We start from the raw sequence: 13,398 nt of genomic DNA on the forward strand, positions 1-13,398 counted from the left end.
GCCAATCCAGCCAACCCCGTCACCCCAGCCGCCCCCGCCATCGCCAACGTGACCGCCACCGGCGCGTCAGCGGACGGCCACGCGGCGGCGCTGGCGGTGGACGGCGACCGATCCACCTACTGGCAGTCCCCCGGCGACTCGTCGATGAGCGACTACCGCCGCTTCCTCGACTTCGACCTGCACGGCACCTGGAACGTGTCGCAGATCGACATCGCCAACGTGGCCGGCTCTGCCTACCACTACGAGGTGTATCTGTCCGCCGACGGCGCCGACTACAGCAAGGTCGCCTACAAGAACGACGACAGGAAGGCCGGCGAAACCGCCGACGCGCACGCGATCGACGCGACGCGCGCCTCCTACGCCCGCATCGCGGTCGGCTACAATTCCGCCGCACAGCAGGTCAACCTCGCCGAAGTCACCTTCCACGGCACCAAGATCTCCGACGACCAGCCCAAGCCCGGCAGGATCGCCGTCACCGACTTCGCGTCCAGCTCGTGGGGCAAGGAATACGAGCGCGTCGCAACCGACGCCGACTACGCCAGGCAGAAGACCATCACCGAAACGCGCAATCTCGTCAAGCGCGTGATCGGCGAGCAGTGGGTCGACCGGTTCGACTTCGTGCTGCGCGGCAAGGCGGACGGCAAGAGCGTCTTCACCATCGAGGACGCCGGCGCGGGCCGCATCCGCATCAGCGGCGACAACGGCGTTTCGCTCGCGTCCGGACTCAACTACTATCTGCGTCACTGGTGCAAGGTGGACTACAATCCGCTGTTCGGCTCGCAGCTGAACATGCCGAAGACGCTGCCCGCGGTCGGCAAAACCGTGCTCAAATACACGAACTACGAGTACCGCTACGCGCTCAACTTCTGCACGTTCTCGTACACGATGGCGTTCTGGAAGTGGGACGACTACGAGCGGTTCCTCGACTGGGCTGCGATGAACGGCGTCAATCTGATGCTCGACATCGTCGGCCAGGAGGAGGTGCTGCGCGAGACGCTCACCCAGTACGGCTACACCGACGACGAGGTGCGCGAATACCTGTCCGGTCCCGCCTACTACGCATGGTTCTACATGCAGAACCTGTATTCGGTCGGCGGCCCGCTGCCGGCGAAGTGGTTCGAGCAGCGCGTCGAACTGGGTCGTCGCATCCACGATCGCATGCAGGCGTTCGGCATCACGCCGGTCATCCAGGGATTCGGCGGCCAGGTGCCGACCGACTTCCAGACCAAGAATCCCAAGTCGGTGGCCGCATCGTCGGGCACATGGTCCGGATTCGACCGCCCGTACATGATCAAGACGTATCTGACGGCAGCCGACAAGGCCGCCGGCAAGGAGGACTACTTCGCCAAGGTGGGCGACTCGTTCTACGCGGCGCAGAAGCGCGTGTTCGGCGACGTGTCGCACTACTATGCGGTCGACCCGTTCCATGAGGGCGGCACCGTGCCGGAGGGATTCAACATCGTCGACATCTACCGCACCGTCCAGCAGCGCATGCTCGACAACGACAAGGACGCCGTGTGGGTGATGCAGCAGTGGCAGTGGGGCATCGACGAGAACAAGCTGTCGGGCCTCGCGAACAAGAATCAGGCGCTCGTGCTCGACCTGCAGTCCGATCTGCGCTCGCAGGCGTCCCCGATGGAGAATCAGGGCGTGCCGTGGGTGTGGAACATGCTGCACAACTTCGGCGGGCGCATGGGCATGGACGGCGTGCCCGAGGTGATTTCGCAGGACATCACCAAGGCGTACGAATCCAGCAGCTACATGCGCGGCATCGGCATCACGCCTGAGGCGATCGACAATTCGCCGATCGTCTACGAACTGCTGTTCGACATGACCTGGGAGCAGGATCCGATCGACTGGCGCGCATGGACGCGCGACTACGCCGAGCGTCGCTACGGCGGCACCGACAAGACGATCGAGCAGGCGTGGCAGATTCTGCTCGACACCGCCTACAAGCACAAGGACGGCGAATACTATCAGGGCGCAAGCGAGTCGATCATCAACGCGCGGCCGTCGGACGGCCGGATCGGATCGGCCTCGACCTGGGGCCACAGCGACATCGACTATGACAAAGCCGAGTTCGAGAAGGCGGCGGCGCTGTTCGCCAAGGCGTACGACACGTACAAGGACTCCCCCGGATTCCGCTACGACTACGTGGACGTGATGCGTCAGGTGCTCGCCAACTCGTTCCAGGAGGTGCAGCCGCTCGCCGGTCAGGCGTATCGTTCCGGCGACGCGGCCACGTTCAAGACGCTGTCCAAACGCATGCTCGACATCATCACCACGCAGGAGAAGCTGCTCGCCTCCGACGAGCACTTCCTGCTGGGCACATGGATCGAGAGCGCGCGCACGATGCTTGACGGCGAGGACGATTGGACCGCCGACCTGTTCGAGCTCAACGCCCGCTCGCTCGTCACCACATGGGGATTGGCGAAGAACGGCTCGCTGATCGACTATTCGAACCGCCAGTGGGCGGGGCTGACCGGCGGCTACTATCAGCCGCGTTGGGCAACGTGGGCGGCCAATCGCATCAACAAGCTCGACAACGGCACCGATTTCACTGATCCCGACTGGTTCGCGTACGGCTGGCAGTGGGCGAACCGCAAGAGCGACGAGACCGGCGACGGATACGCGGTCAAGGCGAGCGACACCGATCTCAAGAAGCTGGGCGAGACGATCGTGACCGATTACACGGTCGCCGAATCGACTGCGGCGGGCGGCGAAAGCGAGCAGCGCACGAATCTGGCGCTCGGCCGCGATGTGATCGACGCGACCGGCGGCGACGGTTCCGGCGGCAGCGGCGACGGCGGAGCTTCGCTGCCCGGCGCGAAGCTGCCGAATATGACCGACGGCGACACCGCGACCGGATGGACCGAAACCGGCAGAACCGACGCGACGCTTGAGATCGACCTCGGCGGCGACTATGCGATCTCCGGCGCGGGCATCACATTGCAGCAGATCGCGGCGGACTTCCCGCTGCGCTATGAGATCGAGGTGTGGAACGGCTCCGCATGGGTCGAGGTCGGACGCAGCACCGCCGACAAGGTCAGCTCCAAGAACGAGATCGACTGCGATGTGACCGGTTCGAAGGTGCGGTTCAAGCTGCATTCGACCGATGGCAAGGCGCTGGTCGGCATCTACGAGCTTGCCGTGTGGGGCGCCGCTCCGCCGCAGGTCGAGTACACGAATCTCGCGCTGGGTGCCGCGGCGAGCGCCAAGACCACGGAGCCGAGCCGCTCGGTGACGTACGGCATCGACGGCGACGAGTCGACGCTGTGGGTCGGCAACGGTTCCGATCCGAACTGGTATCGCGTGGATCTGGGCTCCGGCGCGGCTGCCGACGCTGCTGCCGACGCTGCCGGGGCCGACGCTGCCGCCGCCGACGCGACCGCCGCCGGCGCGCAGCGCGTGGACAAGGTGCGACTCGTCTTCGAGCAGGCCGGCCGCCTCTTCCAGTTCAAAGTGGTTGCCGGGCTCAAGGACGGCACCGAAAAGACGCTGATCGATCAGACCGGCAATCAAAGCGGGCTGGATCGCGTCTACGAGGCGACGCTGGGCGCCGAAGTCACGTACGTGACCGTCGAGTTCACCGGATCGGTCGGCGGCACCGCATGGCCGGCGATCGCCGAACTGGAGCTGCTGCAGGAGACCTCCGACGCGCTGCAAGGCACCAACATCGCCTCGGCGGCGACCATCACGTCGTCGCCCACCAAGGATGCGCCCGAAGACAAGTCGGCGCTCGTCGACGGCACCGCCAACGCGTGGGTGTCGCGCGACGGCGCGAAGCCGGCGTGGTTCCAGCTGGACTACGACAAGGCGCGCAACGTCGATTCCATCCGACTGCGCTTCGAGGAGGGTCAGCCTGACCGCAGCATGCAGTTCACGCTGACCGTCACCGACGCCGACGGCACCGCGCACAAGGTGTACGAGCGTACGGCGGCCGACCTGACCAAGCCGCAGGGCATCACGCTTGACATTCCGGTCGGACTGGAGGTCAAGACGATCCGCATGGACATCACCGACGCGCGCATCCCGTCGTACGGCGGCGACGCGTGGCCGCTGGTGCGCGAGATCGAAGTGTATGCGACGCCGCAGAACGTGGCGCGCGGCGCGAAGGTGACGGCGGGTGCCGACGCCTCCGTTGCGGCGGGCGACCTCGCCAAGCTGGTCGATGGGGACCGCGCATCCTCCGCAACGCTTGCCGACGCTGCAAGCCGCACGGTCACGCTGTCGCTCGACAAGCCGGCCGACGTGAACACGCTCGGCGTGCTGGCGACTGCGGCCGCCGACGCGAAGGCGCTGCGGTTCAAGGCGGAATATCGGGTGGTTCCCGCTGATTCCGACGCTGATTCTGCCGGTTCCGGTTCCGCCGACACCGGTTCCGCCGACACCGGTTCCGCCGAGAGCGACAAGTGGACCACGCTGGCCGACTACAGCGGCAATACGCAGCTTCGCCCCGAAATCATCGCACGACTCGCCAAGCCGGCGTACACCGACAAGGTGCGCTTCACGTTCCTCGGCGACGATGCGGTGACGATCAACGAACTGTATCTGTACCGCGCCGAGGTCGGCACCACGCTGGAAAGCCGCATCACGGCCGTGCAGCAGGCTCTTGACGCGCTGACGTTCGGCGATCATGCGGGCGAATACCGTACATCCGCCAAGACGAAGCTTGTCGGCGTGCTCGATCAGGCGCGCACTGCACTCAGCGCCGGCGTCACCTCGCGCGAGGTCGCGCAGTGGCTCGATACGATCGACGCGGCCGTCAGCGAATTCCATCGCACCGGCTATGTGAGCGTCGATCGCGGCACGCTCAACGTGTCGCTGGATCAGGCCGCAGCTATGATCACCTCGCTCAACGATCAGCAGCTGGGCGACATCGCCGACGCGCTGTCCACCGCGCGCGACTCGGCGAAGAGCGTCGCTGTTCGATACAAGGCGACGCAGGCCGAGATCGACGCGGCCGACAAGGCGCTGACGGATGCGATCGACGCCGCAACCGCCGGTCTGACCGCCGAGCAGCGGTATCAGACCGTGCTGGCGGCGGCGACCGCGCTGCACGACGGCACCACGGCAGGCGAATTCGCAGGGCAGCATCCGGAGAGCGCGCTGGATACGCTGGCCGCCGCGATTGCCGCCGCCCGCGACGCGCGCAAGGCGGCAGGCGGCAATGCAGCGAAGATCGATGCAGCCAGCGACGCACTGAATGCGGCGATCGAGGCGTTCAAGAATGATGTCATCATCATCGATGATGCCGCGCTGCGTTCGGCGATCGACCGCGCCGCCGCGTTCAGCGAATCCGCCTACGATGCTGGCGCATGGAAGGCGATGACCGACGCGCTGACGTCGGCGCGCGCCGCAGCCGACAAGGTCGATGCCAAGCAGATCAGCCAGACGAGCGTTAATGCGGCGGCGGATGATCTGAACAAGGCGATCGATGCGCTGGGCGAGGCCGGCAACCGCTTGGACCGCACGGCGTTGGCGGATGCGATCGGCACGGCGCAGCAGCTCAAGGAGGGCGACTACACCGCCGAATCGTGGAAGCCGTTCGCGAAGGCGCTCGACGCGGCGATCGCGGCTCGCGACAAGGTCTCGACCACGCAGAAGGCGCTGAACGCGGCGGCCGCGGATCTCGTCAAGGCGCGCGAGGGGCTGAAGCGCAAGGGTTCGGAGTCGGTTGATCCGGATAAGCCCAGCGAGGATAAGCCCACCGCCGCCGAGCGGGATGCGTTGCGCAAGGCGATCCTCGACGCGCAGTCGCTCAACAAGGCCGACTACACCGAGACAACGTGGAAGCCGTTCCATGAGGCACTGGTCAAGGCCATCGCCACGCTGGATGATGCCGACGCCACCCGCGCGCAGACCACTGAGGCCACCAGGGCGCTGAACGAGGCGCGCGAAGGGCTGAAGAAGGCTTCTGACGACGGCGGCAACTCCGGTAACGGAGGCAACGGCGGGAACTCCGGCAACGGTTCCAACGGCGGGAACTCCGGCGGCAACAATGGAGGTAACGGCGGAAACTCCGGCAACGGCGGCAACGGTAATAACGGCGGGAACAATACCGGTAACGGCAACAATGGAGGCAACGGCAGCGGCAACAACTCCGGAAACGGCAATCAGAACGGAGCCAACGGAGGAGACTCCGACAACGACGCCAACGGCAACAACGGTAGTGGCAGCGGCGATGGCAACGTCAACGACGGCACCAACGGCAAGAAGCCGTCGCAGCTGTCGTCCACCGGCGCTTCGGCATCGCTGATCGCGCTGGCAGCCGCACTGCTGACAGCCGCCGGATGCTCGGCGATCGCCGTGCGTCGCAACCGCAACCGCAATCGTCACTGACCCAACCGTCACTGGCACAACCGTCACTGGCGCAACCGTCACTGGCACAACCTGCGGCGCGCCGTAACCACCGCGCGCCGCAGGTTCGGTCACAGGGAGCGCCCCGCACCCTGTGACCACCTCACAAAAACGTTGAAATTCCAACGTTTGTAACACCCGATCACACGGCGTATCCCGCTCCTCGTGACCGAGTCCGCGACTGGCGCGCCGGCTCCGAACATATCAATGACGACCACTGGCACATTGGTTGCCAATTGGCAACCAATCGTCACGGCGAGAATACCGCAATTCCGCCAATCTCGCTCGCGCAGGTGGTTGCCAATCGGCAACCAACCCGACATTGCACAGTCACCAGCACTCCGCCAGTCACCAGCACTCCACCAACCGCCAGCACGCCGCCGGTTGCCAATCGGCAACCAATGCGTCATTGCAGAATTACCAGCACTCCGTCAGCCGCCGGCACACCGCCAACACCTCGCTGGTTGCCAATTGGCAACCAATGCGCCAACAGCGACACTGTATCAACAGCAAGACCAGATTCCGGCAAACAACGAAAAAGGGTCCAGACACAATGCCTGAACCCTGGTTTGCGGATAGGGCGAGATTCGAACTCGCGGTGGGTTGCCCCACAACGGTTTTCAAGACCGTCTCCTTAGACCGCTCGGACACCTATCCTTGCGCGCACACGAATGCGCACAAGTTTCAATTATACATTCGGGGTGGTCATCGCACAGCGGCACCACTCGCGACGCCGCGCGCGGTGCCGCGCGTAGCGTCGCGAGTGGCGTCGCGCGCGTCACGACACACAGCAGGCGTGGCCGGAGGTCAGGCTTCCCACTTGGTCGGCTCGATCACCTCGCGGCCGCCCATATACGGACGCATGGCCTTCGGGATCTCGATCGAACCATCCTTCTGCTGGTGGTTCTCCAGAATAGCGACGAGCCAGCGGGTGGTGGCCAGCGTGCCGTTGAGCGTGGAGACCGCACGCGTCGAGCCGTCCTCGGTACGCTCGCGAATGTTGAGGCGACGCGCCTGATACTCGGTGCAGTTCGACGTGGAGGTCAGCTCGCGATAGCGGCCCTGCGTCGGAATCCACGCCTCGGTGTCGAACTTGCGCGCGGCGGAGGAGCCCAGATCGCCAGCGGCGGTGTCGATCACGCGATACGGCACCTCGACCTTGGCCAGCATCTCCTCCTCCATGCTCAGCAGGTGCTGATGCTCGGCGTAGGAGTCCTCCTGCTTGGTGTAGACGAACATCTCCACCTTGTCGAACTGGTGCACGCGGATGATGCCGGACGTATCCTTGCCAGCAGCACCGGCCTCACGGCGATAGCACGACGACCAGCCGCAGTAGCGCAGCGGGCCAGCGGACAGATCGAGAATCTCGTTCTCGTGCATGCCGGCGAGCGCCACTTCGGACGTGCCGACAAGGTACTGGTCATCAGGCTCACGCAGACGGTAGATCTCGTCGGCGTGCGAGTTGAGGAAGCCGGTGCCGGCCATGACCTCGGGGCGCACCAGCGTCGGAGTGATGGCGAGGATGAATCCATGCTTCTCGGCCTGATCGACTGCCATGGTGAGCATGGCGATCTGCATGCGGGCGACCGCGCCGCGCAGGAAGTAGAAGCGCGAGCCGCCGACCTTGACGCCGCGGCGCATGTCGATGCCGGCCACGCCGGTGCCGAGCGTCAGGTGATCCTTCGGCTCAAAGCCCTCAGCGGCGAAATCACGAATCTGGCCGACCTTCTTGACGACCACGTAGTCGTCTTCGCCACCCTCCGGAGCCTCCGGTTCGACCACGTTCGACAGCTTCCACATGGCGGTGGTGTATTCCTCGGCCGCCGCATCGGCGGTGGCCTTGTATTCGGCGACCTTGGCGGCGAGCTCCTTGGTCTGGGCGATCAGCGCGGCCTTTTCATTGGCCGGCGCGGCGGCGACCTTCTTGCCGATCTCCTTCTGCTGGGAGCGCGCCTCCTCGAATTCCTTGAGCGCGGTGCGGCGGGTTTCATCGGACTTGAGCACTTCGTCGACGAGTTCAACGGATTCGCCGCGCTTGCGCTGCGACTCCTTGACAATGTCGGCATGTTCGCGAATGAATTGAATATCAAGCATAGGCCCCAGCCTACAGCCGTAAGCCGACACGCGGCGGCGCCCCGCCACACGCGCAATCCGCTATGCCGCGCGTCTTGCCACCGGTATCGCGGACCGCCGCACCCGGTCAAGGATGTCGCAGATGTCATCGACGTCGCGTTCACTGCCGAACAGTTCCTCCGGGCCGCCACCCGACACATCGGAGAACGGCGGTTCGTAGAGTCTGGCCGCGCTCATGACGCCGTTGGCGGTGAGTTCATGGACGATGAGGTTCACGAACTCGATCTGCCTCGCGTTGTATCGGGAACCGTCAAGGAACGTCGAGAACGCCGCCTGCACGGCCGCCGGCTCCAATCCGACCAGTGATCGGATGAACAGGCCGAATCCGCCGCTCTGCTCGCCCGCCTCGCCAAGCGTCTCCTCATCGCCCACGCCGTTGTCGATGAGCATGCGCTCCAGTTCGGCAAGATCCTGTTCGGTGAGCTGACGCCCGGTCCGCACGCGGGCGAGCACGATATTGCCTCCCAGCCCACGCAGGAACGCTGTCGCCTTCTCCCGCAGCCGCTGCATATCCACGGCGGCCACATCACCGCCGGATGCCAGCGTTTCGCCTTCGGTCACGGTCAGCTCGTCCTCGAAATCGGTGAACACCGTCTTGCGCACGCCGCCGGTCGCATACCGCATGATGCCGCGCAGCCGTTTGCGCGCGGTTTCGAGCATCGGCACGGTCACGTCATTCCACCAGTCATCGCCAGCCACTGCCTCGATCAGATCGGAGCAGGCCGCAACGTCCGGAATCGCGCGCAACTTCGGTCCGCGCAATGCGTCGACGGCCTCCCGCACGGCATGTTTGATCGCGGGAGGCTGCATGGCCGGTGCAGCGATGCCGTATAGTCCGTACCCTTGGTCCGGGGTGCGCCCGAGGCGATCGGCTTCGGCGCGCAGCACGGCGAGTTCATACGAATAGATCATGAGATCAAATCGTTTGGCGGCGTTGTCGTTGGCAGCCACGTTGCCGCCGGGAGCCGCACTGCCACTGGGAGCCGCGTCGCCACTGGGAGCCGCGTCGTCGCCGGCGTGGGAGCCACCGGCCACGTCATCCTCTCCTCCGGCGCGAAACGCGGACGGCAGCCCGGCCAGTTCGGATGCCTGCATAGCCTTGTCCCGCGTCACGTGCCGCCACCATTCGGCTTGCGACGCGGCTTCGATGCTGCGCCGATGCGGCCGGACGATCACGTTGCCATCCGGGTCCATGCCGTTGGTCAGCGCGCACAGCGTACGCGCCAATGCGGCGCGGTAGCCGGCGCGGTCGTCAGGCGAGCCGCCGAACGCCAACAGCCCATCCGCATCGTCTGCATTGCCGGAGGCACCGGTCGCCGCGTCCAGCGTCTCCAGCAATGCCAGGCGCATGCGGAAAATCCGGTCGCTCAGCGGCACGCCCACGTATCCGTCCGATTCGGGCAGATTCTGATTGAAATACGCCACGTTGTCGCAGCAGTCGATCACCAGGAAGTCGGTTTTGTCGCGTCCCGGACCGTACAGGTCGGGGCGCAGCCGGGTGCCGCGGCCGATCATCTGCCAGTATTTGGTGCGGCTCATCACCGGTTTGAAGAACACGAGATTCACCACGTCGGGCACGTCGATGCCGGTGTCGAGCATGTCCACGCTGATCGCGATGCGCGGGTCCTTCGCAGGTTCCGAGAAATCGTCGATGATCTGCTGCGCGTTGCGCGTGGCGTGGGTGACGATCTGCGCGTATGTGCCGTGATATTCGGGCCAGTTGATGTCGAACCTCGCTTTGATCGCCTCGGCGTGCCTCTGGTTGCGCGCGAAGATGATGGTTTTGCCGAGTTCGTCGCCGTCGCCGACGCGCAGGCCGCGTTGCATGAGCACGCCGAGCACCTTGTCGATGGTGTCGGCGTTGAACAGCACGCGGTTGACGTCGCCGGCGCTTACCGAATCGGGAACGTCGCCGTCCTCATCCCAGTCGCGCGAATCCCACTGCTCCTGCTCCTCCGGGCTGAGTTCGTCGTAGGAGATGCCGCGATCCATGAATTTCGTGTTGACCGACAGCGAGCGCGGCGGCACGAGATAGCCGTCACGCACCGCCTGATCGAGATCGTAGGCGAATGTCGGCACGCCGCCGGTGCGTTCGTCGTATTCGAGATGGAACAGACGGTAGGTGTTGCGGTCGATTTCGTTGCGCGGCGTGGCGGTGAGGCCGACGAGCAGCGAATCGAAATAGTCGAACAGGAATCCGTATTTGGCGTACACCGACCGGTGCGCTTCGTCGATGATGACCAGGTCGAAGAAACCGGGGCCGAATTTGAGCGTCGGCTTGAGCGTCGGCGCGGCGGCACCGGAGGACGCGGCGGATGCCGAATCGGCGGATAAGGAAGCGTCGCCGTCCGCCGCCGCGGCATCGTCGTCCCGATCCCGCGCATTGATCAGATTCATCATGGTCGGGTAGGTGCTCAGGTAGATGCGTCCGCCGGCATTGCGGTCGGCGTCGTTGAGCAGGTTGACGACCGGCACGCTGTCGCCGAGCCCGGTGTCCGGATTCTTGAACGCATTGGCGGCTTGCCTGACGAGCGCGGTGCGGTCGGCGAGGAACAGCACGTTCTTGACCCAGCCGGCTTCCATGAGCTGATGGACGAGCGAGATCACGACGCGCGTTTTGCCGGTGCCGGTGGCCATGACGAGCAGGGCGTCGCGCTGGCTGGCGTCGAACGCCTCGTCCACGGCGCGAATAGCGGCTTTCTGATAGGCGCGTCCGGCGATGTGGTCCATTTTCTCGTCAAACGGCAGACTTGACAGCACACTGCGTGACGACCGGCGTTCGATCAGCCGCTGCAGTTCGGCCTTTTTGTAGAATCCCTGCACGTCGCGCGGCGGATAGCCGCCCGCATCATCCCAGATCTGCGTTTCGTAGCCGTTGGTGGTGAAGATCACCGGACGCTGCCCGAACTTGCGTTCCAGACAGTCGGCGTATTGCCTGGCCTGCTGCTGGCCGACGAGAGGACTGACCGACGTGCGCTTCGCCTCGACGACGGCGAGCGGCTTGCCGTCGTCACCCCACAGCACGTAGTCGGCGTAGCCGATGCCGCTGGGATTGTCGGCGGTCGGCGGCATGCCTTCGACTCGGTATTCGCGGTCGTGAGGATCGTCGAGCGCCCATCCCTGTTCCTTGAGCATCATGTCGATGAGCAGAGCGCGGGTGTCCGCCTCGTCGGCATGGTAGTCGTGCGTGTCGGGAACGGTGTTGGCCTGCTGCGCCGCCTTGATTTGCGCGCGCAACGCTTCGAGTTCTGCCTGTAGTTTCAGCGCCGCCGCGTCTTTGCTGGCGATGAGCGCGTCGCGTTCGGCGATGGCTTTGGCGTGGGCGTTGCGCTCCTGCTTGGTGCGCAGCAATAGCGTTTTGAACTGCGCCGGGTTGAGCGCCATCGACTGTTTGGCGAGCGCGGGGTCGAACTGCGCGGAGATGGGAACGTTGTCGCAGGCGGCGGTCAGATGGTAGCCGGCCCAGATGACGATATGGAAGAGTTCGCGCACGGTGGCGAGCGCCGCCTGTTCGCTGATGTTCGGATGGTCGTCGTGCGCGGCTTTGTTGCCGATTTTGCGGACGACGTTGAGTTTGGCGATGATGCCGGGGCTGACCTGCTGCATGAAACCGGGATTGTGGATGCGCCCGGACAGGTCGTCGTGATACGGCTTTTCGAGACCAAGCACGTCGTAATAGAGGTATTCCACAAGGTTGTCGATCGCGCGGCGTGCGTACACGCATGCGGCCAGCGGGTCGGAGGAGATGTACGACTCCGCTCTCGCACAATCGTCCGCGATGAACGGAAATACATCCTTGACGAAATCGAAGTTGCCCATGCTTGGCCTCCCCTCACGCCGACGCGGTCATTGCGTCATTACCGTTCAGTGTACGTTCCATACAAGAGAAATCCGGCCGTCGGTGGCGATCACCACGCGGCGATCGGGAAGCGGCGATCAGCACATCGCGATTGACCGGAACGAGACACGAGAATATACTATCTACTATCTATATGTAGATAGCAGATATTGTAGATGGCAGACAATGCAGTTAGCAGGCAGGAGGGCGCAATGGCAACCGCAACCGTTTCCGCAAGCGTCGACGCCAAGGTCAAGGCCGTAGCCAACGACTACATCAGGAAGGCCGGTCTCACCCCCAACGAGCTGATCCGCGACCTGTGGGAGAGCATCGCCAACACAGGGGTCGTCCCCGAGTTCGACGATTCAGGCGACCAGCGCAGACAGGCGCGACTGGCCGCCTTCAAAGACGCCCAGAGCATCATCGTGAATCTTCCGCGCGGCACCAAGCTAGACACCATGACCTATGACGACATGCGCAGGGAGTTCGAGAACCGTGACATCTAGGCTCCTGTTCGACACGAACATTCTTGTGGACTACGCGGTCACGAACCGGCCGGAGCATCTCCCCGCCACCATCCTCATGGAACGGGTGGCGAAGTCCGAGGCCGCCGGATACGTGACCTCCGGCTCCTTGAAGGATTTCTACTACCTGTGCCGAAAGCCGCTGGGTGAGCCTGCATGCAGACAGCTCATCCGCCATTTTCTGGTGCTGCTGGACGTTCTTCCCGTCGGCCAGCGGGAGTGTGACGATTCCGCATACTCCGACGAGCCCGATTTCGAGGACGGTCTGATTCGCGCCGTTGCCGAACGCAACGACCTCGATTTCATCATCACCCGCGACTCGGGGGCGTTCGCCCATTCATCGGTAAAGAGCATGACCGCACGCCAATACCTCGCGCTGTTCCCCCGGTGAGTTCCAAGTATTCGGGCCGGCGCTGGGAACGTAGGTACTCTCGCAGGAACGGAATGGCGAAATCGACGAAGCCTCGCGCCGGAGATGTGATGATGTGGTCTTCGATCAGACGCTGACGGTAGATGTTGACATCATCCATGCTTTCGGCCCCG

5 protein-coding genes and 1 tRNA gene are annotated in these 13,398 nt (G+C 64.4%); 3 read left to right on the forward strand and 3 right to left on the reverse strand.

The window, feature by feature from the left end; translation table 11 throughout:
* On the forward strand, positions 1–6,342 hold a 6,342-nt coding region (locus EHS19_RS08650; RefSeq protein WP_175578389.1), incomplete at its 5' end, for an alpha-N-acetylglucosaminidase TIM-barrel domain-containing protein.
* Between the two features lie 590 nt (positions 6,343–6,932).
* Here EHS19_RS08650 and EHS19_RS08655 read toward each other — a convergent pair.
* The 3 genes from EHS19_RS08655 to EHS19_RS08665 all read right to left on the reverse strand — a co-directional run bounded on the left by EHS19_RS08655 (position 6,933) and on the right by EHS19_RS08665 (position 12,312).
* Positions 6,933–7,017: transfer RNA gene (locus tag EHS19_RS08655), tRNA-Ser, on the reverse strand.
* A gap of 150 nt (positions 7,018–7,167) precedes the next feature.
* A complete protein-coding gene (gene serS, locus EHS19_RS08660) occupies positions 7,168–8,454 on the reverse strand; it encodes a serine--tRNA ligase (protein WP_151917359.1) in 1,287 nt (428 codons plus the stop codon).
* A gap of 60 nt (positions 8,455–8,514) precedes the next feature.
* Positions 8,515–12,312, reverse strand: coding sequence for a DEAD/DEAH box helicase family protein (locus EHS19_RS08665; protein WP_151917360.1), 3,798 nt, complete (start codon positions 12,310–12,312; stop codon positions 8,515–8,517).
* Positions 12,313–12,543: 231 nt separating this feature from the next.
* On the opposite strand from EHS19_RS08665, the gene EHS19_RS08670 reads away from it, so the two are divergent.
* A complete protein-coding gene (locus EHS19_RS08670) occupies positions 12,544–12,837 on the forward strand; it encodes a type II toxin-antitoxin system RelB/DinJ family antitoxin (RefSeq protein WP_175578390.1) in 294 nt (97 codons plus the stop codon).
* Positions 12,827–13,246, forward strand: a complete 420-nt coding sequence (locus EHS19_RS08675; RefSeq protein ID WP_175578391.1) for a type II toxin-antitoxin system VapC family toxin — start codon at positions 12,827–12,829, stop codon at positions 13,244–13,246. Before EHS19_RS08670 ends, EHS19_RS08675 begins: the two co-directional genes overlap by 11 nt.
* Positions 13,247–13,398 lie beyond the last annotated feature (152 nt).

Source organism: Bifidobacterium jacchi (assembly GCF_009078285.1).
GTDB classification, from domain to species: domain Bacteria; phylum Actinomycetota; class Actinomycetes; order Actinomycetales; family Bifidobacteriaceae; genus Bifidobacterium; species Bifidobacterium jacchi.